19 protein-coding genes and 1 pseudogene are annotated in these 23,115 nt (G+C 66.2%); 8 read left to right on the top strand and 12 right to left on the bottom strand.

Annotated features, from left to right (window positions below; translation table 11 throughout):
- Nucleotides 1–99 precede the first annotated feature (99 nt).
- Nucleotides 100–1,173: a quinone-dependent dihydroorotate dehydrogenase gene (locus AC1DEY_RS08700; RefSeq protein WP_476867591.1), complete on the bottom strand. Its 1,074-nt coding sequence runs from the start codon at nucleotides 1,171–1,173 to the stop codon at nucleotides 100–102.
- A gap of 151 nt (nucleotides 1,174–1,324) precedes the next feature.
- Here AC1DEY_RS08700 and AC1DEY_RS08695 point away from each other — a divergent pair, with 151 nt between their 5' ends.
- Both AC1DEY_RS08695 and AC1DEY_RS08690 read left to right on the top strand, forming a co-directional pair.
- Nucleotides 1,325–3,016: an FAD-binding dehydrogenase gene (locus tag AC1DEY_RS08695; protein ID WP_476867590.1), complete on the top strand. Its 1,692-nt coding sequence runs from the start codon at nucleotides 1,325–1,327 to the stop codon at nucleotides 3,014–3,016.
- Nucleotides 3,017–3,093: 77 nt separating this feature from the next.
- Complete coding sequence (locus tag AC1DEY_RS08690; RefSeq protein ID WP_476867589.1) at nucleotides 3,094–4,068, top strand: alpha/beta hydrolase; 975 nt, start codon at nucleotides 3,094–3,096, stop codon at nucleotides 4,066–4,068.
- A 36-nt stretch (nucleotides 4,069–4,104) separates the two neighbouring features.
- Here AC1DEY_RS08690 and AC1DEY_RS08685 read toward each other — a convergent pair whose 3' ends face one another.
- The 3 genes from AC1DEY_RS08685 to leuA form a co-directional block, all read right to left on the bottom strand.
- Complete coding sequence (locus tag AC1DEY_RS08685; protein WP_476867597.1) at nucleotides 4,105–4,956, bottom strand: isoprenyl transferase; 852 nt, start codon at nucleotides 4,954–4,956, stop codon at nucleotides 4,105–4,107.
- A gap of 20 nt (nucleotides 4,957–4,976) precedes the next feature.
- Nucleotides 4,977–5,729 (bottom strand): DNA repair protein RecO, encoded by a 753-nt coding sequence (recO, locus tag AC1DEY_RS08680; RefSeq protein ID WP_441408968.1) that lies wholly within the window; start codon nucleotides 5,727–5,729, stop codon nucleotides 4,977–4,979.
- A 147-nt stretch (nucleotides 5,730–5,876) separates the two neighbouring features.
- Entirely contained in the window at nucleotides 5,877–7,616 is a 1,740-nt protein-coding gene (gene leuA, locus AC1DEY_RS08675) for a 2-isopropylmalate synthase (protein WP_476867588.1), read from the bottom strand.
- Between the two features lie 255 nt (nucleotides 7,617–7,871).
- On the opposite strand from leuA, the gene AC1DEY_RS08670 reads away from it, so the two are divergent.
- Nucleotides 7,872–9,824 carry a M13 family metallopeptidase gene (locus tag AC1DEY_RS08670; RefSeq protein ID WP_476867587.1) on the top strand — a complete coding sequence of 651 codons (1,953 nt, stop codon included), beginning with the start codon at nucleotides 7,872–7,874 and terminating at the stop codon, nucleotides 9,822–9,824.
- 79 nt (nucleotides 9,825–9,903) lie between these two features.
- Here AC1DEY_RS08670 and AC1DEY_RS08665 read toward each other — a convergent pair whose 3' ends face one another.
- The 6 genes from AC1DEY_RS08665 to AC1DEY_RS08640 all read right to left on the bottom strand — a co-directional run bounded on the left by AC1DEY_RS08665 (nucleotide 9,904) and on the right by AC1DEY_RS08640 (nucleotide 16,392).
- Nucleotides 9,904–11,466, bottom strand: coding sequence for an LCP family protein (locus tag AC1DEY_RS08665; protein WP_476867586.1), 1,563 nt, complete (start codon nucleotides 11,464–11,466; stop codon nucleotides 9,904–9,906).
- 120 nt (nucleotides 11,467–11,586) lie between these two features.
- Complete coding sequence (era, locus tag AC1DEY_RS08660; RefSeq protein WP_441408973.1) at nucleotides 11,587–12,546, bottom strand: GTPase Era; 960 nt, start codon at nucleotides 12,544–12,546, stop codon at nucleotides 11,587–11,589.
- The gene (locus AC1DEY_RS08655; RefSeq protein WP_476867585.1) at nucleotides 12,530–13,861 is read right to left on the bottom strand and encodes a hemolysin family protein; all 1,332 of its coding nucleotides are present in this window, start codon (nucleotides 13,859–13,861) and stop codon (nucleotides 12,530–12,532) included. Before AC1DEY_RS08655 ends, era begins: the two co-directional genes overlap by 17 nt.
- Nucleotides 13,858–14,331, bottom strand: coding sequence for an rRNA maturation RNase YbeY (ybeY, locus tag AC1DEY_RS08650; RefSeq protein ID WP_390202654.1), 474 nt, complete (start codon nucleotides 14,329–14,331; stop codon nucleotides 13,858–13,860). The genes AC1DEY_RS08655 and ybeY overlap by 4 nt, the downstream gene beginning before the upstream one ends.
- Complete coding sequence (locus AC1DEY_RS08645; RefSeq protein ID WP_441408975.1) at nucleotides 14,328–15,416, bottom strand: PhoH family protein; 1,089 nt, start codon at nucleotides 15,414–15,416, stop codon at nucleotides 14,328–14,330. The genes ybeY and AC1DEY_RS08645 overlap by 4 nt, the downstream gene beginning before the upstream one ends.
- 460 nt (nucleotides 15,417–15,876) lie before the next feature.
- The gene (locus tag AC1DEY_RS08640) at nucleotides 15,877–16,392 is read right to left on the bottom strand and encodes a flavin reductase family protein (protein ID WP_476867584.1); all 516 of its coding nucleotides are present in this window, start codon (nucleotides 16,390–16,392) and stop codon (nucleotides 15,877–15,879) included.
- Between the two features lie 231 nt (nucleotides 16,393–16,623).
- Between AC1DEY_RS08640 and AC1DEY_RS08635 the strand changes: the two genes are divergently transcribed.
- Nucleotides 16,624–17,280: a class I SAM-dependent methyltransferase gene (locus AC1DEY_RS08635; RefSeq protein WP_476867583.1), complete on the top strand. Its 657-nt coding sequence runs from the start codon at nucleotides 16,624–16,626 to the stop codon at nucleotides 17,278–17,280.
- Nucleotides 17,281–17,384: 104 nt separating this feature from the next.
- Here the strand turns inward: AC1DEY_RS08635 and AC1DEY_RS08630 are convergent.
- A pseudogene (locus AC1DEY_RS08630) lies at nucleotides 17,385–17,627 on the bottom strand (NAD-dependent epimerase/dehydratase family protein); the annotation flags it as partial.
- Between the two features lie 323 nt (nucleotides 17,628–17,950).
- Between AC1DEY_RS08630 and cls the strand changes: the two are divergent.
- Entirely contained in the window at nucleotides 17,951–19,417 is a 1,467-nt protein-coding gene (gene cls / locus AC1DEY_RS08625; protein ID WP_476867582.1) for a cardiolipin synthase, read from the top strand.
- A gap of 26 nt (nucleotides 19,418–19,443) precedes the next feature.
- Here cls and AC1DEY_RS08620 read toward each other — a convergent pair whose 3' ends face one another.
- Nucleotides 19,444–20,355 (bottom strand): aminoglycoside phosphotransferase family protein, encoded by a 912-nt coding sequence (locus tag AC1DEY_RS08620; protein ID WP_476867581.1) that lies wholly within the window; start codon nucleotides 20,353–20,355, stop codon nucleotides 19,444–19,446.
- Between the two features lie 122 nt (nucleotides 20,356–20,477).
- Between AC1DEY_RS08620 and AC1DEY_RS08615 the strand changes: the two genes are divergently transcribed.
- The 3 genes from AC1DEY_RS08615 to srmL all read left to right on the top strand — a co-directional run bounded on the left by AC1DEY_RS08615 (nucleotide 20,478) and on the right by srmL (nucleotide 23,109).
- A complete protein-coding gene (locus AC1DEY_RS08615) occupies nucleotides 20,478–21,110 on the top strand; it encodes a CG0192-related protein (protein WP_476867580.1) in 633 nt (210 codons plus the stop codon).
- A 136-nt stretch (nucleotides 21,111–21,246) separates the two neighbouring features.
- Nucleotides 21,247–21,792: an META domain-containing protein gene (locus AC1DEY_RS08610; protein WP_476867579.1), complete on the top strand. Its 546-nt coding sequence runs from the start codon at nucleotides 21,247–21,249 to the stop codon at nucleotides 21,790–21,792.
- A gap of 192 nt (nucleotides 21,793–21,984) precedes the next feature.
- On the top strand, nucleotides 21,985–23,109 hold the full coding sequence (gene srmL / locus AC1DEY_RS08605) for a PheS-related mystery ligase SrmL (protein WP_476867578.1): 1,125 nt from the start codon (nucleotides 21,985–21,987) through the stop codon (nucleotides 23,107–23,109).
- Nucleotides 23,110–23,115: the final 6 nt, after the last annotated feature.

Raw genomic sequence — 23,115 nt, 5'->3', positions numbered from 1 at the left:
CCGGGAAGCCCACGGCAGTTCAGTGAACTGCCGGGGGCTTCCCTGTTAACCCGGGCTTCGGGTTGCGCCGCAGCGTCTGGGTCCGCYCGCCCTGAACGCCTAGCGGCGGCTCGGGTGGCTGGCCAGCAGCCGGTTGATGCGGGCGGCCCAGAASGGGCCCTCGTAGAGGAAAGCCGTGTAGCCCTGRACRAGGGTGGCGCCAGCGTCCAGCCGTTGCTGCACATCCTGGGCGGTTTCGACTCCGCCCACCGAGACCAGGGTCAGGGCTCCGCCSGTGACGGAYTTGAGCCTKGCCAGCACCTCSWGGGACCGTGCTTTCAGCGGTGCYCCGGAAAGCCCGCCGGCGCCGCACGCTTCGACCTTGTCCTGGCTGGAGGAGAGTCCGCTGCGGGCGATGGTGGTGTTGGTGGCKATGATGCCGTCCAGCTTCAGGTCCAGCGCCAGGCGCGCGACGTCGTCGATGTCCTCATCGCTGAGGTCTGGCGCGATCTTGACCAGCAGCGGAACGTGGCGGCCGGCCGCCTTGTCCGCCTCCTCCCCCACTGCTGCCAGCAGYGGGCGAAGGGTCTCAACGTCCTGCAGCAGCCGCAGGCCCGGCGTGTTGGGCGAACTGACGTTGACCACGAGATAATCCGCTGCCGGGGCCAGGCTGCGCGCGCTGATCAGGTAATCCGACACCGMGTCCTCGAGCCCAACCACTTTGCTCTTGCCGATGTTCACCCCGATCACGGGCCGCACACCGGGGTGCTGCCGCTGCAAGGCCGCCCTGGCGGACTTCAGCCGCGGCGCGACCGCCGCGGCGCCGTCGTTGTTGAAGCCCATTCGGTTGATGACGGCCCGGTCTTTGACCAGGCGGAAAAGCCGCGGCGCCGGGTTTCCGGGCTGGGCCTGTCCGGTGATGGTGCCGACTTCGACGTGGCCGAAGCCCAGTTCGGTCAGAGCCTCGATGCCGTGGCCTTCCTTGTCGAAGCCGGCCGCGAGCCCGAACGGCGACGGGAAGGTCAGGCCAAAGGCCTGTGTCTGCAGGGACGCCGCCGGGGCCGTGAACTTGTGCAGCAGTCGCCCTGCACCGCAGCTGTGGGCGAGCCGGATGGCCTTGAACCCGATCTTATGGGCGCGTTCGGCGTCCATCCAGGAGAAGGCGAGCCGGAAGAATGTGGGATATACGCGCATGCCTCTAGTTTTCCGGTTCGGCCCGCGCAGACCAAACCAACGCACCGGCCGGCGGGAGTTGTGACTGACGGTGTGACTGCCCGTGTGAGTAAGGTGGGTCGCGCAGTGGGACGGGCCCCGGAAGGGCGCCGGCCCGAGTTAGCATGAAGCCATGACCAGCAATGAAGGTGTCGGAACGGGCGGCGGCGCGCCGGGCCGCTTGATCGAGGCCGATGTGGTGGTGGTCGGCGCGGGCCTGGCCGGACTCGTCGCCGSGGCCCAGGCCTACGCCGCCGGCAGGCGGGTGGCCGTGCTCGACCAGGAACCCGAAGCCTCCGTCGGCGGCCAGGCGCACTGGTCCTTCGGCGGCCTGTTCCTGGTCAACTCCCCCGAACAGCGGCGGCTCGGGGTCCGGGACAGCGAGGAGCTGGCCCTCGCAGACTGGCACGCGTCCGCCGGGTTCGACAGGCCGGAGGACGCGCTGGCAAAGAAGTGGGCGGCCGCGTACGTGAACTTCGCCGCCGGGGAGAAACGTGCCTGGCTCGCSGCCCTGGGCGTCAGGCTGTTTCCCTTGGTGCAGTGGGCCGAACGCGGCGGCTACGGCCCGGACGGCCACGGCAATACTGTCCCGCGCTTCCATGTCGCGTGGGGTACCGGCCCTGCCCTGGYGGCCCCGTTCCTGGCCAAATTGCGCGAAGGCGAAGCCGCCGGGCGGGTCTCCTTCCATTTCCGGCACCGTGCCACCGAGCTCGTGAAAACCGCGGGCCGGGTGAGCGGTGTTCGCGGCGAACTGCTCGAGGCCAGCAGCGCGGGGCGGGGCGAAGAGTCTTCGCGGCGCCCGGCCGGCGCCTTCGAGGCTGCGGCCGCGGCCGTGGTGGTGACCAGCGGCGGTATTGGCGGCAACCACGGCTCGGTCCGCAGGCAATGGCCCGGCGGCGTGGCGCCGGAGCGGATGTTGAGCGGCGTGCCCGCTTCCGTGGACGGGGATTTCCTCCCGGCCGTGGGCCGGGCCGGCGGCAGCCTCATCAATGGCGACCGGATGTGGCACTACCCGGAGGGCATCCACAACCATGCTCCCGTCTGGCCGCGGCACGGCATCAGGATCCTGCCCGGACCGTCSGCCATGTGGCTGGATGCCACGGGWCGGCCGCTCCCCGCTCCCCTGTTTCCGGGCTTCGATTCGCTCGGGGCGCTTCGCCACRTCCTGGCCACGGGACAYTCCCATTCATGGTTCGTCCTYAACARGGCCATCGCCCTGAAGGAGTTCGCGCTCTCCGGATCGGAGCAGAACCCCGATCTCACCGGCAAGGATGTCCGGCTGCTGGCCGCCCGGCTGAAGCCCGGCAGCGACACCCCGCTGCAACGGTTCCTGGACCACGGTGTGGACTTCCTGCAGGCAGCGGATCCCGCCGGSCTRGCCGAACAAATGAACGGTTTGACSGGCGRASGRCTCATTGACCCCGWGTCYCTCGAGAACCTGATCMGGGCCCGGGACCGGCAGTTTTCCAGCGGGCTGGGCAAGGACCCGCAGCTGGCGGCGATCCGGGCCGCACGCCGTTTCGCCACSGACAAGATCATGCGGGTGGCGCCGCCGCACCGGCTGCTGGATCCKCGCCACGGTCCCCTGCTWGCGGTCCGGCTCTCGGTCCTGACACGCAAGAGCCTCGGCGGCCTGCACACGGATCTGCAGTCCCGGGTCCTGGATGCCGCCGGGCAGACCGTACCCGGACTCTTCGCCGCCGGTGAGGCCGCCGGGTTCGGCGGCGGTGGAATCCACGGCTACCGGGCACTCGAGGGCACGTTCCTGGGCGGATGCCTCTTCTCCGGACGTTCGGCCGGCCGCGCCGCGGCTTCGGCGGCATAGGTCAGCGGCACAAGAAAACAGCGCAGTCCAGCAGCACAGGGCAGCGGCACARGAAAGCARCGCRGGAGGAAGAGYCGATGCAGTGGCGGACGGACATWCTGGGGGACGATTTCCAGGCGTGCGCCTTYGAGGCRGCCGGGCCCRACGGCGTGCTGCGCACCGCAACCCTGGTCCGCTACGTCCCGCTCGGGCCGGCGCAGCCCGCGGCGCTGCCKGCCCGGGCCGTGCTGTTCCTGCACGGTTGGAGTGACTATTTCTTCAACGAGGAACTCGCCGARTTCTGGGCCGGGCAGGGTTTTGAGTTCTTCGCCCTCGACATGCACAACCACGGCCGCAGCCTGCGGCCGGGCACGCACGGCGGGTACGTGGCCGACCTGGACAACTACGACGCCGAAATCACGGCGGCGATCGGCATCATCGGCTCGCTCCGACCGGCCGGAGCGGCGCCGCAGCTGACGCTGATGGGTCACTCCACCGGCGGCCTGATCGCGGCGTTGTGGGCCGACCGGCATCCCGGGGTGGCATCKCATCTGGTCCTGGACAGCCCGTGGCTGGAGGTCCACGGCAGCCCGGCCCTGCGCCGCGCCGCCCGGACCATGGTGGAGCCGTTCGCCAGGTTCTGGCCGGAGTCGGTGATCCGGCTGCCYGAGCGTGCCTTCTATTGGCGCAGCATCAGCAGCGCCGCGGAAGGCGAATGGGCCCTGGACGATGCCTACCGCCCGCCGCACGCCTTTCCGGTCCGSGCCGGCTGGCTCAGCGCCGTSCTMAGCGGWCAGTCCAAGGTGGCCCGSGGSCTGAACATCGAYGYGCCCATCCTTGTKMTGATYTCSGGYGCCAGCGCCAACGGGATGTTCTGGAAGGARTCCATGCGCCGCACCGACGCGGTCCTGGACGTGAACACGATCGCCCTGCGCGCRCTCAGCCTGGGCCGCACCGTCACCCTGGAGCGGATTGACGGCGCCCTGCACGACGTCTTCCTGTCCGCACCCCGTGTCCGCGCGGACGCCTACTCCCGGCTGTCCCGGTGGCTCAGGGCGTACGTGTTCGAWTGACGCGGACCGCGACGCCGTCGRGTACCGGCAAGCCGGTCAGGTGACCTCGCCGCCCGCGGCGGAGGCGGCGTCGACCGCTCCGCCGTAGCGGCGGTCCCGCTGGGCATAGATCTCCACGGCGTCCCARAGTGTCCGGCGGTCCACATCCGGCCACAGCGTGTCCAGGAACACGAACTCGGCRTAGGCCGAYTGCCACAGCATGAAGTTGGACARCCGCTGTTCCCCGGAGCTGCGCAGGAACAGGTCAACGTCCGGCAGGTCCGGCTCATCCAGGAACTTCTGGATGGTCCGCTCGGTGATGGCTCCCGGCTTGAGCCGGCCCTGCGCCACTTCCTCCGCGATCGCGGCGACGGCGTCGGCGATCTCGGCGCGTCCGCCGTAGTTGACGCACATGTTCAGCGTGCACGTGCTGTTGCCCCGSGTATAGTCCTCGGCCTCTTCGAGTTCGCGGATCACCGAGCCCCACAGTTTCGGACGCCGCCCGGACCAGCGGATGCGCACGCCCCACTCGTCCAGCTGGTTCCGYTGCCGGCGCAGCACGTCCTTGTTGAARCCCATGAGGAAGCGSACCTCCTCGGGGGACCGGCGCCAGTTCTCAGTGGAGAAGGCGTACACGCTGACGTGCTCGATCCCGAGTTCGATCGCGCCGGCCATGACGTCCAACAGGGCAGGCTCCCCCGCCCTGTGGCCTTCGATCCTCGGCAGGCCGCGCTGGTTGGCCCAGCGCCCGTTTCCGTCCATGACGATCGCCACGTGCCGCGGAATTAGCTCCGCGGGGATGGCCGGCGGCACCGCGCCGGACGGGTGCGGATAGGGRGCCACCACCGGCGTGGTCCGCTGCCGGACTTTGCCCTGCTTCGCCTGGCTCTTATCCAGGTTCCTTCCCAGACTTCTTCCCAATGCCACTTTTACGTTCGCTCCACATGTTTGAGGGATTTCAGGACTCGTTCCAGATGCCACTGGAGATAGCTCGCCACCAGGCCGGCCGCCTCCCGGCGGTGGACGGACTGCGARGCATCCGCCGTCGTCCAGTTCCCSGTCAGCAGGGCACCGAGCAGGAGCACCGTCTCCGGTGCCGGCGCCGGGGATCCCGGCGGCCGGCACGCTGGGCAGACCATGCCGCCCAGCGGYGCGGAAAAAGCCGTGTGCGGGCCCGGCGCACCGCAYCTGGCGCAGTCGGTAAAGCTGGGCGCCCAGCCRCCGGTCGCMAGGGCCCGGAGCAGGTAGGAATCCAGGATGAGCTCGGAGGCATGATCTCCACGGCTCAGCGACGCCAGCGCGCCCACCAGCAGGTTGTACTGGGCGGTTCCGGCTTCGCCGTCGACGTCCGTGAGCTTCTCCGCCGTTTCCGTCATGGCGGCCGCCACGGTGTACCGGCCATAGTCGGCCGCGATGTTTGAGCCGTAGGCGCCCTTGGCCACGGCCTGCGTGACAACGTCCAGGGTGCGYCCGGAAACCAGCTGCAGATCGACCACCATGAACGGTTCCAGCCTSGCGCCGAATCGGCTGCTGGTGCGGCGGACGCCCTTCGCCACCGCACGCACCTGGCCGTGGTGCTTCGTCAGCAGGGTGATGATCCGGTCCGCCTCCCCCAACTTGTGGGTACGCAGTACGACGGCGTCATCACGGTAGGCGCGCGCTGCGAAGGATTGTTGGGCCACAGTTAATCTTCGCACTGTCTCTGTTGATTCACGGCATGGGCMACGCCCTGCCGTGCYGAAACGCTGCGATGGCAAAAAACTGCGCCGCCGGAATGATCCGGCGGCGCAGTTCTTCAGTGAGGSGGCTTGCCGTGTCGGCGGACCAAATCAGGCGCGGGCGTCCCGGATGGCGCGGTTCACGGCCGAGATGACGGCCTTGAGGGCGGAGGTGCTGGTGTTGGCATCGATCCCCACGCCCCAGAGCACGCGCTCGCCCACGGCGCATTCGACATATGCGGCGGCCAGGGCGCTGCCGCCCTCGGAGAGTGCGTGTTCGCTGTAGTCCAGGACCCGGACGTCCACGCCGTCCTCGCGCAGGATGCTCAGCAAGGCCGCGATGGGGCCGTTGCCGGTGCCGGTCCGGCGGACCTGGTTTCCGTCGATCTTCAACGCGGCGGTCAGGGTCATGTCGCCGTCCTCGTCAGTCTCGGTGCTGATCGAGCCGAGGGCGTAGCGTCCCCACTGYGCGTCGGCGGAACCCGAGGGCAGGTATTCATCCTGGAAGACCTGCCACAGCTGGGGTCCGCTGACTTCTCCGCCAACCGTGTCGGTCCGCTTCTGGATGACGCCGGAGAACTCGATCTGGGCGCGGCGCGGCARGTCCAGGCTGTGTTCGTTCTTGAGCAGGTAGGCGACGCCGCCCTTGCCGGACTGCGAGTTGACCCGGATGACCGCCTCGTAGCTCCGGCCCAGGTCCTTCGGGTCCACCGGCAGGTACGGGACCTGCCAGGTGTAGTCGGCGACGTCCTTGCCGGCCGCGGCGGCATCCTTTTCGAGTGCCTCCAGGCCCTTCTTGATCGCGTCCTGGTGCGAGCCGGAGAACGCGGTGAAGACRAGGTCTCCGCCGTAGGGGGCCCGCTCGGCCACSGGCAGCTGGTTGCAGTACTCCACCGTACGGCGGATTTCGTCGATRTCTGAGAAGTCGATCATGGGGTCGATGCCCTGGACGAACATGTTCAGTCCCAGGGTCACCAGGTCCACGTTGCCGGTCCGCTCGCCGTTRCCRAAGAGGCAGCCCTCRATCCGGTCTGCGCCCGCCATGTAACCCAGCTCGGCGGCGGCGACGCCGGTGCCGCGGTCGTTGTGCGGGTGCAGGGAGAGGATGATGCCCTCMCGCGGGTGCAGGTTGCGGCTCATCCACTCGATGGAGTCGGCGTAGACGTTGGGGGTGGCCATCTCAACGGTGGCGGGCAGGTTGATGATGACCTGGCTGTCGGCGGATGCCTCGAAGACGTCGGCGATCGCGTTGCAGACCCGAACGGCGTAGGCCAGCTCGGTCCCGGTGAAGGACTCGGGCGAGTATTCGTAGGTGATGTGCGTATCGACGAGGGTTTCCTCGTACTTCTTGCACAGCCGGGCGCCCTGGAGGGCGATGTCCAGGATGCCGTCTTCATCCTGGTTGAACACCACGCGGCGCTGCAGGACGGACGTGGAGTTGTAGAGGTGGACGATCGCCTGTTTCGCGCCGACCAGGGACTCATAGGTCCGCTCGATCAGGTGTTCACGGGCCTGGGTCAGGACCTGGATSGTGACGTCGTCGGGGATGTGGTTGCCCTCGATCAGCTGCCGGACGAAGTCGAAGTCSGTCTGCGATGCSGAGGGGAAGCCGACCTCGATCTCCTTGTAGCCCATCTGGACCAGCAGCTGGAACATCTTCAGCTTGCGGGCCGGGCTCATGGGATCGATGAGGGCCTGGTTRCCGTCCCGCAGGTCCACTGCGCACCAGCGCGGGGCCTTGGTGATGACTTTGTCCGGCCAGGTGCGGTCCGGCAGTTCAACGGTGATCTGGTCCTGGAACGGGATGTAGCGGTGGACCGGCATTCCTGAGGGCTTCTGTGCGTTTCGCATTACTTATCGGGGCCTTTTCTGTGATTCTTGGTGAAAGGGTGGCCGGGCAACACAAACTCCGCAGCGAGGGTGGGCCTTGCGCTAGATCGCGTCTGAGGCCTCGCCGCGGCAGCTAAGGAGAAGCAGTTCTGCGCGCACCATTTCACAGTAACACGGGTGCGTAAGATGAAGGAGCCAGACCACCGCAACGTCCACCATGCAGACCGTGCACCGATCACACGCTCCGGTGCCGGACTGCCTCTCAAAGGAGCATACGTGCCACTTTCGGGGATCGACCTGTCCACCATCGACGCCAGCGTCCGTCCGCAGGATGACCTGTACCAGCACGTGAACGGCGGCTGGCTCACGAGCACTGTCATCCCGGACGACCGGCCGCTGGAGGGAACGTTCACTTCGCTGCGCGATGCTTCCGAGCTCGCCGTGAAAGAGATTATCGAGCGGGCCGCCGCGCGCGGCGCCGACGCCACCGGCATCGAGCGGAAGATCGGGGACCTCTACAACAGCTTCATGGACGAAGCCGCAGTGGAGGCCAAGGGCCTGGAGCCGCTCCGGGCCCGGCTCGCGGAGGTCTTTGCCACGGAGTCCGTGGCCGGACTGGTTGCGCTGGCCGGACGGCTCTTCCGGGCCGACGTCTCGGGGCTGTTCTACATCTACCCGGCTCCGGACGCCGGAAACCCGGACCGGATCCTGCTGTACACCGGCCAGGGTGGCCTCGGCCTGCCGGATGAGTCGTATTACCGGGAAGAGAAGTTCGCCCCGATGGTCCAGGCCTACCGTGAGCACGTSCRGGCCATGCTCGGCCTCGCGGACGTGGCCGACCCCGAGGGCGCGGCAGGCCGCGTGGTGGCGCTGGAAACCGCGCTGGCTTCACACCATTGGGACAATGTGACGTTGCGGAATCCGCAGAAGACGTACAACTTGAAGTCCGCCGCCGAGGCGGCAGAGCTGTTCCCGCTGCTGGCCGATTGGTTCGACGCCGCCGGCATCGAGCCGGAGAAGCGATCCGAACTGGTGATGAGCACGCCCGATTTCTTCGCCGGCGCCGCGTCGCTGCTGGAGTCGGAACCGCTGGCGGCCTGGCAGGAGTGGCTGGCCWTGCGCGTCGTCAGCTCGGCCGCCCCGTACCTGTCCTCGGCCTTCGTGGACGCGAACTTCGCCTTCTACGGCACCACGCTGAGCGGGACGCCGCGGATCAAGGACCGCTGGAAGCGCGGCGTCGCGGTGGTCGAGGCGGCACTGGGTGAGGCCGTCGGCCAGATCTACGTGGCCGAGCATTTCCCCGAGGGCCATAAGGCTCGCATGCAGACCCTCGTGGCCAACCTGATCGAGGCTTACCGGGAATCCATCACCGGGCTGGACTGGATGGGTGAGGCCACGAAGCTCGAGGCGCTCAAGAAGCTGGACTCCTTCCGAGCCAAGATCGGTTTCCCGGACAAGTGGATCGACTATTCGGCGGTGCGGGTGGATCCCGCAGATCTGCTGGGGAACGTGGAGCGMGCGCACAGCGCCGACGTCGACCGTCACCTYGACGAGGTCGGCAAGCCYGTGGACCGGGAGAAGTGGCTCATGACCCCGCAGACRGTCAACGCCTAYTACCATCCGCTGCTCAACGAGATCGTGTTCCCCGCCGCCATCCTGCAGCCTCCGTTCTTCACSGCCGACGCCGATGACGCGGTSAACTATGGCGGGATCGGTGCCGTGATCGGCCATGAAATCGGCCACGGCTTCGATGACCAGGGCTCGCAGTACGATGGCAGCGGCCTGCTGCGCAACTGGTGGACCGAGGACGACCGGACCGCCTTCGAGGCCCTGACCTCRAAGCTGGTGGCGCAGTTCGACGCGCTCTCCCCSAGCGCCGCCCCGGGCCACAACGTCAACGGCAAGCTGACCCTGGGCGAGAACATCGGTGACCTCGGTGGCCTCACCATTGCGTATAAGGCCTACCTGATCAGCCTCGACGGRCAGGAATCCCCTGTGCTCGACGGMATGACCGGGGTCCAGCGWTTCTTCGCGTCCTGGGCCGCAGGGTGGCGGCAGGTCATCCGGAATGAAGAGGCCATCCGCCGTCTGGCGACTGACCCGCACTCGCCGAACGAGTTCCGCACGAACGAGATCGCCAAGAACCTGGACGCCTTCCATGAGGCATTCGGSGTCACGGATCGGGACGGYATGTGGATGGCGCCACAGGAGCGCGTCAGCATCTGGTGACCCCGGCGTTCATCCGGTGAGAACGCRGAAAGGCCCCSGTYCAGAGAAATCTGAACGGGGGCCTTTCCGCGTTCGGGACCTAGCGGGTGATCAGCGCCGGGTTCGCCTGCTGACAGACCGTGTCGCCGGCCGTCTGGTTGACGATGTTCGCGGGAAGCTGCGGCGTGGCATCTGCCGTCGGCGTCCCGTTGGCGAAGTCGCCGCCCAGGTAGACCTGGACTCCGACGACGCCGGCAGCCGGGAGCACCCGGCCCGGCGCTACGCCGAGCAGGGCAGCCACGTCCGCGGCGACATCGGCGTAGTCCGCCCCGTAGTAGACCGCGGTTTTTGCGACGGGCTGAGCCGCCAGCTGGCCAACCTTGGAGAACCCGCCGGCTTTGACGGCCTGAACGATTTCCTGGGTCCGCGCCGGCGCACCGGAGCCGTTGGCCACRGTGATGGGCTGAAGGGTCTTGTCGTAGGCCGGTTCCGTGGCGRCTGGCGYCGGCGTGGCACTGGCGCTTGATGAGGCGCCCGGCTTTGCCGTCGGATCGGTCAGGTCAACGTCCCTGCGCATGGCGTCGAAGAGCTGGGACGCCGCGGGCTCGGCCAGCTGCAGCCGGTTGGGGTCGGATTCGGCCGGGACCGTCGGTGTGGCCACGAAGGCCACCTTGCCGACGTCGATGTTCTTCAGCCGGTTGCCGACTGTCAGCAGCGTCGGAACCGAGGCGAGGCCGTCGTCGATGGTCAGGTTCTTGGTGATCGCGTCCGCGATGCCGAGCATYCGGGCGGGGTTCGTGAGCGTGCCGTCGTCCTTGATTTTCCGGGTCAGGGMGGACAGGAAGCCCTGCTGGGCCTTGATGCGGCCGAGGTCGCCGCCGTCGCCGAACGCGTGCCGSGTGCGCACGAAGGACAGTGCCTGTTCGCCCTGGACGGTGGAGTTGCCCTTGGGCAGCCTCAGCTTCGAATCGGGGTCATATACGGCGTCGCTSACGCACACCTCSACGCCGCCGACGGCGTTGGAGAGTTCCTTGACGGCGTTGAAGTCGGCCATCATGAAGTGGTCGATCTGCAGGCCGGTGAGCTTGTTGACGGTGTCCACCGCGCAGCCGATGCCGGCCTCGGACATCGCCGAGTTGATCATGACGCCGCTCTGGGCCGGGTAGACCTTGTTCGTCTTCGGATCCGTGCACTGCGGGATGTCCACCAGCAGGTCGCGCGGGAAGCTGATGACGTTGACGCGTTTGTTGTCCGCGGAGATGTCCATGAGCATCATCACGTCAGAGTGGCCGTAACCGGTGGAGTCATCGCTGGTGCCGTACTGCGAGTTCTTGCCGTCGCGGGTGTCCGAGCCGAGGATCAGGATTTGCATCCGGTCCGTCGAGTCGTTTACGGCGCTCCCGGACTGGACATTGCCGGCGCTCAGCGGGGCCTTGGTGAGGTTGCCCTGGAGCCGGATGGTCCAGTAGGCGCCGAATGCGACCACGCCGACCAGGAGCACCGCGATGACTCCCGTGGTGACTTTCAGCCAGGTGGGGGTTCGCCGGACGGCACCGAGGTGGCGGGCAGGGCCAACGGAGGCGTCGGCCGTGTGCCGGGCAGCGGCAGCTGACCGGGCCGGCGGGGTGGAACCGGCGGCACGGTTGTCACGGGGTCGAACCACTTGTTGAGCCTTCCTTCACGAACGGGAGTCTGCCCATTTTAGTGTCCGAATCTGAGAAAACCCCGATGGTCCCGCTCTTGGGAGCGGCGGGGCGGCCAATTGGCCTGGTARAGGCCCTGCTCAGAAGCCCAGTTTGACCAGCTGCTTCGGGTCRCGCTGCCAGTCCTTGGCAACCTTCACGTGCAGGTCGAGGTAGATCCGGGCGCCCAGGAGTGCCTCAATCCCCTTGCGCGCGTTGGTTCCGACCTCGCGGAGCCGGGCGCCGCCCTTGCCGATAATGATGGCCTTCTGGGAGGGACGCTCGACGAACAGATTGACGCGGACGTCCAGGAACGGCCGGTCCTCGGGCCGGCCTTCCCGCGGAACGATTTCATCGACGACGACGGCCAGGGAGTGCGGCAATTCGTCGCGGACGCCTTCGAGGGCTGCCTCCCGGATGAGTTCGGCGATCATCACCGCTTCCGGTTCGTCCGTCAGGTGCCCGTCCGGGTACAACGGCGGCGACGCCGGCATGTGGCTGATCAGCACGTCGGCGACCGTATCGACCTGGAAGCCGTCGGTGGCGGAGACCGGAACGATGTCCTTCCAGCCCTCCTCGCCGAGGACCTCGCGGCCCAGGGCGGCGACGGCGAGCAGCTGCTCCGTGAGGGCCTGGCGGTCCACGGTGTCGGCCTTGGTCACGATCGCGATGATCGGTTTGTTGCCGACGGCGGCGAGCTGGGCRGCGATGAACTTGTCRCCGGGGCCGATCTTCTCGTTGGCCGGCAGGCAGAAGCCGATCGCGTCGACCTCGGCGAGGGTGTCGGCGACGAGTTCGTTCAGCCGCTTCCCCAACAGGGTGCGCGGRCGGTGCAGGCCCGGGGTGTCGACGAGGATCAGCTGGGCGTCGTCCCGGTGMACGATCCCGCGGATSGTGTGGCGGGTGGTTTGCGGCTTGGCCGAGGTGATCGCGACTTTTTGGCCGACCAGGGCGTTGGTGAGGGTGGACTTGCCCGCGTTGGGCCGCCCGACCAGCACCGAGAAACCGGCGCGGTAGCCGCTCTGGGCTGCGCCGCCGTCGGACTTATTCTGCTTGCTCACGTGAGACTCCCTGTTGGATTGGTGCGGCCTCGTCGAGAAGGTCTTCAAGGTCAGTTTCTTCTTTTGCTACGGCGGCCGCAATGATGTGGCTGACGCGGTTCCGCCGGCCCTCGAGCCGGTCGGCGCGGAGGGACAGTCCGTGGACCTGGACGGCGCTGCCGACAATCGGCACCCGCCCGAGGGCCTTGGCGAGCAGGCCGCCGACGGTGTCCACTTCGTCGTCGTCGAGCTCSAGGTCAAAGAGTTCGCCGAGGTCTTCGATGCTCATGCGGGCACTGACCCGGTAGGTTCCGTCGCCGAGCGCCACGGCCTCGGCGCTTTCGGTGTCGTATTCGTCCACGATCTCGCCGACGATCTCCTCGATGAGGTCCTCGAGCGTGACCAGCCCCGCCGTTCCGCCGTATTCGTCGATAACGATCGCGACGTGCGTGGATTCCTTCTGGAGTTCGCGCAGCAAGTCGCTGACCAGCTTCGAGTCGGGCACGTAGCGGACGTCTCGGGCGAGGTCGTCCACCACCGGGGGCTGTTCGTCGGCGCCGAGGTTGTGCAGCGAGGCGGCGACGTCCTTGAGGTAGACAATGCCCAGGATCTGGTCCGTGTTTTCGCCGATGACAGGGATCCGGGAGTACCCGGAGCGCAGGAACATTGACATCGCGCGCCGCAGGCTGGAACCGGAGTCGATCGTGAGGATGTCGGTCCGCGGGACCATGACGGAGCGGACCAGGGTGTCTCCGAAGTCGAAGACGGACTGGATCAGCTCGGCCTCGTTGTCCTCAATTACGTCGGACTCGGTGGCACGGTCCACGAGTTCGCGGAATTCCTCCTCGCTGAAGAACGCCTCGCTGTCGGCGGGYGCGCCGGGGGCCACGACGCTGCCGAGCCGCACCAGCCAGCCCGGGATCGGGCCCAGCACGGCGTAGAGCGAGCGGACCAGCGGRGCGCTGAACCGGACMAGCGCGGCGGAGTGGACCCGGCCGAGCTGGCGCGGGGACACCCCGACGATCACGAAACCGACCACCGCCATGATGCCGGTGGCCGCCAGGCCGGCAAGCCAGACGTTCTCCAGCATGCTGGAGAGCAGGACGGTTACGGCGACGGCGGCTGCCGTCTCGAACCAGACCCGCCAGAACCGGAGGGCGCGCATGTGCCCCACGGGCTGCGCCAGGATGCGTTTGAGCGACGTGCCCCTGCTGTGCAGGACCGCCTGCTCKGCGTCGTGCCGGGGCAGGAAGTTGAAGGCGGATTCGGCTGCGGTGAGCACCGCGGCAACGCCAAGGAACACCAGCGCCATGCCGGCGAGGATCAGTGGGGTCACTGAATCGTCTCGGACGGGGCCGCTTTGCCGGTGAAGGCGGTCAGCAGTTCGCGCTGCAGCCCGAACATCTCTTCCTTCTCTTCCGGCTCGGCGTGGTCATAGCCGAGCAGGTGCAGGATGCCGTGCGTRGTGAGCAGCAGCATCTCGTCCTGGGTGGAGTGGCCGGCGTTGCGGGCCTGGACCTTGGCCACCTGGGGGCAGATGGCRATGTCCCCGAGCATGCCCTGCGGTGTCGGCTTGTCCGGGGTGCCCGGGGTSAGCTCGTCCATGGGCACGGAGAGGACRTCGGTGGAGCCGGGCTCATCCATCAGTTCCAGGTGGAGYTTCTCCATGGCCGGTTCGTCYACCAGCAGGATGGAGAGTTCCGCCTGCGGGTGGATGTAAAGGCGTTCGAAGATGAAACGCGACAGGGCCACGAGTTCGGCCTCGTCGACGACGACGCCGGACTCGTTGTTGACCTCAATGCTCATGCGCGTTCTCCCCGCGTTTCCCGGGCTACGGAGTGCTTGACCCGGTTCCTTTGGACTTCATCCCAGATGCTGTAGGCGTTRACGATGTCCCCGACCAGGCGGTGCCGGACRACGTCGGAGGCGTCCAGTACCGAGAAGTTGACGTCATCGATTCCCTGCAGGATCTCCTCGACGATCCTTAACCCCGAGCGGGTGCCGAACGGCAGGTCCACCTGGGTGACGTCGCCAGTGACCACCATCTTGGAGCCGAAGCCCAGGCGGGTCAGGAACATCTTCATCTGTTCCGGCGTGGTGTTCTGTGCCTCGTCGAGGATGATGAAGGCATCGTTAAGGGTCCGGCCKCGCATGTAGGCCAGCGGTGCCACCTCGATGGTGCCGGCGGCCATGAGRCGCGGAATGGATTCCGGGTCCATCATGTCGTGCAGGGCGTCATACAGGGGCCGCAGGTAGGGGTCGATCTTGTCGCTCAGGGTACCCGGCAGGAAGCCGAGCCGCTCCCCCGCCTCGACGGCGGGACGGGTCAGGATGATGCGGCTGACTTCCTTCTGCTGCAGGGCCTGGACGGCCTTGGCCATCGCCAGGTAGGTCTTGCCGGTACCGGCCGGCCCGATCCCGAAGATCACCGTGTTGGCGTCGATCGCGTCCACGTAGTTCTTCTGGTTCAGCGTCTTGGGCCGGATGGTYTTGCCGCGGGTGGAGAGGATGTTGGTGGTCAGCACTTCCACCGGGTTCTGCAGCGACTGGCTGCGGAGCAGCGAGACGAGCTGCTGCAGGACGGCCGGGGTGATGACGGTGCCCCTGGCGACCAGCCCGCGTACCTCGTTGAGCAGCCGCATGATCCGCGGCACGTCGGCGGCCGGGCCGCTGATCGCGAGCTCRTTCCCCCGGACGTGGAAATCGACGGCAGGGAACTGGTTTTCGATGAACCGCAAGGCTTCGTCATGGCTGCCCAGCGACTGGACCATCTGTTCTGAGTCGTCGAACAAGACCACCTCCGTCCGCAACCCTGGTAGGGAGTGGGGGAATTCCCCTGCGGTGCGCTCTCCGGCGCTGAACCGGGCCTTGCCGTTCGCTGCTTCAGTCATGGTGTTGGCCCGCGGGCCTCTGGTCCCCTCCAGTATGAATATGGTCTGTCGCCGTGATCCGTACCGGGCCGGTTCGCACCGTCCGCGGCCGGGGTCAGCGGGTCCTTCCATCTTACGCCAGCGCGGCGCGCCCGACGCCGGTCCGCATGCGGCCAYGCTTGGGGCGCCGGGCCGGCGGGGARCAGGCACCGGAATCGGGCGYACCCGGCATGAGCTGGGTTTACGTTTCCGGGAGGTGGCTGTCCGCGCGGCCGGYGTTCCTAGAGGTAGGTGCTTCCGAARATGACATACCCGTCAAGCCAATGGGCCCCGGTCCTCGGGAACGGYYGCTCCGCATCCTCCGGCGCGAGCCCYTGGGMCGGMACAGAGTTCCCCGCCGCCGTCCAGGGCCACGCCGCYCACAAGCCCGCGCCGGCCAGCAGCACGCCACATGCCATGACGATCCAGGCCGCGCTCATGGTCATGCCACGCTCTCCAGCGCGCCGGCCCGGGACCGGACACCCACATAGTCGCCCTTGAAAAAGAGCAAGGGCTCCGCGTCGGGGCGGGCGCTCAGCGCGCGGACCGCGCCCACGACGATGGTGTGGTCGCCGCCGTCGTACTCCTGGTGCAGTTCGCAATCGACCCAGGCCAGCGCCTGGTCCAGGACGGGGTTGCCCAGCGGCGAGGGCGMGTGKTCGACGCCGGCGAACTTGTCCGCTCCCGAGCGGGCGAACTGCGCCGCCAGGTGCTGGTGTTCTGCGGGCAGGATGTTGACGGTGAACCGGCCGGCCTCGCGCAGCAGCGGCCAGGTGCTGGAGGTCCGTGCCGGGCTGAAGGTGACCAGCGCCGGTTCCAGGGACAGGGACGCGAAGGACTGGCAGGTGAAGCCGGCCGGTCCKTGCTTTGTTGCTGCTGTGATCACCGTCAGTCCGGTGGCGAAGTGTCCGAGAATGTGGCGGAGTGTCTTCGGGCTGAGGTCAGATTGTTCCGTCATGGCGRGTCCTTTCGACGCTGGTAGCCCCAATCAACCACCACGGAACCCGGTTCCCAAGCCCGGTTGAAACGCACAGTCGCGCAGCGACACAGCACGTCACGGACCCGTTGCATGACGTAAGAATCCGGCCRCAGCAGGGACCTGGATTACCTCCCCRGCTCCCTCACCGGCTCTCGTGGGCGGCTGCAGCGGCAAGAGGAATTCGCCAGCCTTGGCCGGTAGGCTCGATCAATGGCAAATCACGAGACCCTGCTAGACGTCAGATCCGCGTATGACACGGTTGCCGAGGCTTATTCGACGGCGCTGCCGGATACCAGCTTCGAGGCGCCCCTGGATCTGGCCATGGTGGACCACTTCGCAGCACACATGCGCGCCACSGCGGACCGGCTGGTGATCGACGTCGGATGCGGTGCCGGACGAATGAGCAGCTACCTGAGCCACTCCGGACTGAACGTCAGCGGCATCGACCTGTCGCCCGAAATGGTCAGGGTCTCACAACGGCTCCATCCCGAACTGCGCTTCGAAGTGGGAGAGCTGACCGACCTGCCGGCAGCCGACGCGTCAGCGGACGGCATCCTCGCCTGGTATTCGATCATCCACTCTCCCCCGGCAACCCTGYCGGCGATCGCGCGGGAGTTCTGGAGGGYGCTCCGCCCGGGCGGCTCGGCGCTCATCGCCTTCCACGCCGGCAGCGGCCACCGCRTTATTGACCGCGCCTACGGCCACGMCRTCCARCTSCGYGCGGAACTGCATGCCCCCGACGACGTGGCGCTCCGGTTCACGGAGCAAGGATTTGAGATGCGCGCACAGCTTGTSCGCACACCCCGAACGAYAGAGAAGCACCCGCAGGCTGCCATCCTCGTCGACAAACCATGTTTGCCCTCGTAGTGCGCGTTATCGTGTCCGTAGGGGACGATTGGCGGTGAACTGCTCCTCCGGGGCGTAGTCGATGTAGTGCTCGAAGAACAGATCGTCGGTTCCCGGTGCCGCGCGTCGGCCTCCGTGTAGCACACGGCGTCCACGAGCAGATCCGCACCGCGGCCGACTACACGAGCCAGGGCTGCGTCGTCACGACGTTCGGCGACGATGAACCGTGCCCCGGCTTCCGTCAGTTCAACCGGCATTTTTCTGCGGTCCCGGCCTGTGATCTCCACGACCCAGCCGGCTCTGATCAGCCGCCACGCGATGGCGCGCCCGAGGACACCGGTACCTCCAAGGATCACAGCCCGTTTCATGGTCCGACTCTAGCGGAGGGCAACTCTGGGCTCCTTTGGCCCGCATGCCCAGATTTCCGGGATTTCACCCGCACCGGGTGAGGCCCACCCCGGACTTGACGCCAACAATAAGTCATACCCTCCACGGACAGGGCTGAGGGACAGAGCGTCCCGGAAACGAGAACGCATTTTTGAGAGCAGGAAAGACAAATGGGTTTCTGGGAAAACTTTTGGGACACTTTCTGCTGGTTCTGCACAGCATCCCTATTCTTACCTGAGGAAAGAACCAAGAGCCGGGTGCTGGTCTGATGGCGTTCGCAGCATTGAAGAACGGCTAGGAAGCAGTGCGCGGATTCTTTCAGGACCCGGAAACGTTGGCCTTACTCCTCCTGGCGATCCATATAGTCCTCGTGACCGTCGCAACTGTCCTCGTGTCGATGAATCGCCGTCCATCCTCCGCTATTGCCTGGGTGCTCGCCATAATTTTCATCCCAGTCCTTGGTGCCGTCGCTTTTTTCTTTGTCGGTTACTCGAAACTGCCCAAGGCCCGTCGCGACAAACAGCGCGAAATCAACAATCTTGTCCTGGCGCGGACTGAAGGCAGCCCGCTGGTCAGCCGCGGCCTTGACTGGCCGGATTGGCTGCATTCTGCGGTGGTGTTGAACAGCAACCTTGGTGCGCTCCCTATGGTCGCGGACAATAGTGCGACCCTATTGGGCGACTACAACGGCGCTTTCGATGCCATGATCGCTGAGATTGATTCGGCCACCCAGTACGTGCACGTGGAGTTTTACATCCTGGTGTTGGACGCAACCACAGCGCCGTTCTTTCAATCGTTGTCCCGGGCAAGACTACGCGGCATCGACGTCCGGGTTCTGTCAGATCATCTGGCTGGCCTGAAGTTCCCCGGCCGGAAAGAAACCCTGGACTTCCTCCAGGAGATAGGGGCGGAATATCGCCCCATGCTGCCGGTGCGGCCGTGGCGCGGCGAATGGCAGAGGCCGGACCTGCGCAATCACCGGAAGATCCTGGTCGTCGATGGCCGCGTGGGATTCACTGGATCCCAGAACGTCATCGACGCGAGCTACGACACGAAGGCCAACCTGAAGCGCGGGCTCCAGTGGCACGAGCTGATGATGCGCGTTGAGGGACCTGTGGTCCGGGAACTGGATGCGGTCTTCGCGACGGACTGGTACAGCGAAACGGATGTGATACTGCCACTGGATTCAAACCCCATAGGCGTCAGCCACAGTTCTGTGCTCATTGACGCGCAAGTCCTGCCCAGCGGTCCCAGCTTCGACAACGACAACAATTTGAAGCTCTACGCGACACTCATCCACAAAGCTGAGCGGCGTGTCAGCATCACGAGTCCATACTTTGTCCCGGACGAATCCATCCTGATGGCTATCGTCACGGCAGCGGCGCGGGGGCTAAGCGTCGAGCTCTTTGTTTCCGAGGTCGGAGACCAGAGCATGGTCTACCACGCGCAGCGTTCATACTACGAGGCACTGCTCCGCGCCGGCGTCAGGATCTACCTCTACCGGTCGCCCAAAGTGCTGCACTCGAAGCACTTCACCATCGATGAGGAAGTCGCGGTGATTGGCTCCAGCAACATGGATGTCCGTTCCTTCAGCCTCAACATGGAGGTATCCGTACTTGTGCACGGGCGCGGTTTTGTGGACGCAATTCGGGGGATCGAAGACGGGTACCGCATGGAAAGCCGTGAGCTGCAGCTCGAGGACTGGCTCCGTCGGCCCATAGCCCAAAAAGTATTCGACAACCTTTATCGCCTGACCGCCTCCCTCCAATAGGGAATTGGCGAACGGCAAGCCCAGCCTCACACCGTCCGCGAGATGTCGGCAACGACCTGCTCGATTTGATACCTGGAAACCCGCGCAAGGGCCGGGTTGGTGTGGACATAGTAGGGATAGGCGATGATTCCAATCGACAGGGCCCAGGCCCGGCCGCGTTCCCACGTTGCCTGGTCAACGCCTACTGCATCGCGAAACGCGGCGCGCCCCTTATCCTCCAGCAGGTTCCAGGCGACGATCAGGTCCACGGCCGGATCGCCAATGGCGATGCCACCCCAATCGATGACACCGGCGAGCCGTGCCTCGGCAATCAGAAGGTTGCCGGGCTGCAGGTCCGTGTGAATCCAGGTCTGCTCCCCGGCGCCCTCCACCACCTGCCGAGCCGCGTCCCATGCCGCTGAAAGGAGCGGGACGTCCAAGAGTCCCGCGCAGCTCGCGATCGCGGCGCGCGTCGCCGCGTCCCTGGCGGCCAGCCGGCCGCCGCGATAGGACCACAGCGCTTCCTTGGTCGCTTCAGTCCCGACGTCGGCGCCATGCAGTACGCGGATGAAGCGTGCGAGATCAAGCGCGAGGTCGGTTCCGTACGCGTGGCCCGGGGCAGGGTTTTCCCCTTCCAGCCAGCCGGACACCGTCCACGGCCACGGGTAGCCCCGGCCCGAGACGCCCTGTGCCAGCGGAATTGGTACCGGGACGGGCAACTGGGGACCGAGCATGCGCGGGTATTTCCACTCCTTGGACAGCGAGGACGCCGCGTCTGCCGTGCGGGGAAGCCGTACGACGAGCCTGTCACCGAGAGCGAGCATGACGTTGTCCGTCCCGGTGGAAGCCACCGGCTCCAGCGGCAGCCCGGCCCACTCGGGGAACTGATCCGCGACCAAAAGGCCCACCTGGCCCGTGTCAATGTCGGGCTCCGCGTCGTGCAGCTTTGCGATCATCATTGGTTCAACCTAGTCGACGCGCCGGACGGAGATCCGGGGCGTGGGAGAGAAGTTTGGATCTGGCAAGCCCGGATCCAGCGGCGCCGTATCCGGCTCGGGCGGCCGCAGCTAGGCTTGCAGTCATGGCAATCATCCACCAGGCAGAATTGCGGCCGACGAAACTCGAACTCCTCGAAGAGTGGCTGCCCAGTCAGCCGTGGTTCCCGGAGCCCGGCGCCGCGGGGCTGAGCAAAGTAGGCTCCTACCGGTTCGACGACCCTGCTGGCGAGGTCGGCATCGAGACGATTATCGTCTCTGCGGCGGGATCCATCTTTCAAGTGCCGCTCACGTACAGGGCCCAGCCATTGGCCGGCGCTGAATCATGGTTGGTCGGAACCATGCAGCACTCGGTTCTTGGCCAACGATGGGTTTATGATGCCTGCGCTGATCCCGTCTACGTGACGGCATTGGCAGCGAGCATCATGCTCGGCCACCCCCAGGCCAAGCAATACCTTGATGTGAAGGGAAAACTCGAAATCCTGGCCGAGTCTGTCTTCGTGCAAAGCACCGGGCCAACACTCAACGCAGTGCCCAACGTCTCCTCGGCTACCCCACGCGACACCGCCGACGGCACCGCAGTCGAGACCGCGGACCTGCAGCTAGTCGTCATCCGCCGGCTGGATCTTGAAGGGCAACCGGCCGGCCGACTCACATTGACCGGCATCTGGGAAGGACAACGGGACAACGTCAAACTCGCCGCCGTCACTAAGTCCTGACCACAGGAGAAAAATCCGTTCTGGCTGGGTGCGCCAGGCACGCATCGGGTGTCCCGGCATCAGCAAGAGCTTTTGTAGTGACATGGTCAGCACCCAAGGATAGGCTCCGATAAATGTTGGCCTTCAAGGGAGCGCAATGCGGCGGATTCGGTTCTGGAAATGCGCGTTCTCGGTCCTGTTGTCCGGCGTTCTGATGACGGCTTGCGCAGCCGGGACCACCCTGAGTCCCGGGACTGCTGGCCCTACCCGTCCGCCCGCTTCCGTTAATCCACCAATACCGTCTAATCCACCAATACCGTCCACGGCCCCCGTGGAAGTGTGCGCGAGGTTCCTGCCGTCGGCGTCGTGCTCCTCGTATGTCAGCATTTCCGGCACGTCCCATGGCAAGGATCTTCCATGGGTGGCCTCCGGCGCCGTAACCGTCCGGCTTACGACTGTGGCCGGATCACTCCAACTGGCCGTCAAGACTCCGTGTAACCCGGTAAGTGGTCCCGCAACGATCAGGGAAAATACGCTCGTCGCGGGAAATATGGCCTCGGGCGCCATGGGCTGTCCCGCAGAAGCCGGAACCCAGGAAGCGTGGGTTTTGCATCTCCTGCGGGGCCCCATCGAGATGACATCGTCCGACGGAACACTCACCTGGAAAAGCGGACCGGACACGCTGACGCTCCGGGCCGACTAATACAGGCCATCCGGTCCGGAGGAGCCCGCCGTGGAGGCGCAGTGCGGTATAGTCGCCGCATGCTCTCAATGCGTCGATTTATTTGCCCCCGACCGGTCTCCGGTCGCGAGGGCTCTGAGGCGCGCGCCTAGGTCCTGGCGCCGGATTGAGTCGGGGGAACCCGCCACTCAACTCCGAATCTAAGGATCTTCAATGCCCACTTATCTCAGTCCGTCAGAGCTCCATGACGCTTTGACCATCCGCGACCTCTCAAATCCGGACCATCAGCCCCATGCGATGCAGGCGCTGCTGGATGCCATCGTCGAAGCGCTCCGCAGCTCGTGGGGCGTACCAGAACGAATCGTCCGCCACAGCCCCCTGGTCAGTGTGGCCGACAACTACGACCGTCTGGGGTTCACCGACTCGGACGTGACGCGGGACCAACGGTACTCCCGCTATGTCAGCCCCACGGTCATGCTCCGCAGCCACACGTCGGCTTCCATCCCGTCGCTGCTGCGGGCACTGGACAACGACGATTCCATGGACGAGTTGTGGGCGATCCCCGGCCTGGTCTATCGACGTGATTCCATCGACCGCACGCACGTGGGAACTCCGCACCAGGTCGACCTGTGGCGGATCAGTGCGCGGAACCGACTCGACGCGGACACCCTGCGTGACATGATCGGATCACTGGTGCAGGCGGTGCTGCCTGAGGCGCGATGGCGGGCTGTTCCGGCCGTTCACCCCTACACCAGGGAAGGTCTGCAGGTCGATGTCCTCATGGACGGGGAATGGCTCGAACTCGCCGAATGCGGGCTCATGGCGCCTCGCTTGTTCTCCGATGCCGGCCTGGATCCTGCGAAGTGGTCGGGACTGGCTTTGGGGATGGGACTGGACCGGGCCCTGATGCTCCGCAAAGGCATCCCCGACATCAGACTGCTGAGGTCTACGGACCAGAGAATCAAACAGCAGATGCTGGACCTGTCGCGGTGGAAACCAGTTTCCCAAATGCCCTCCATCCGCAGGGACATTTCAGTCGTCGTTCCCGCGGGAATGGATGCCGAAGTCCTCGGTGACCGGGTACGAACGGCACTGGGCAGGCAAGCCGAAGATCTGGAAAGCGTGGAACTGCTGGCCCTGACGCCGTATGGCGAGCTTCCCCCAGCGGCGCGGGAACGCCTGCGCATTGGCGCTGGACAGGCCAACGCGCTGATCCGGATGGTGCTCCGGCCTCTCGCCCGGACCATGACGGATCCCGAGGCGAATCAGATCCGGGACGCTGTCTACCTGGCTTTGCACGAGGGGCCCATCAAGGAGCTCATCGCAGGAAGGGGCTAGTGCCCG

This window comes from Arthrobacter sp. 05T47 (assembly GCF_056395825.1).
Note: the sequence above shows the minus strand (reverse complement) of the source record. Positions and strands in the feature narration are given on the sequence as shown.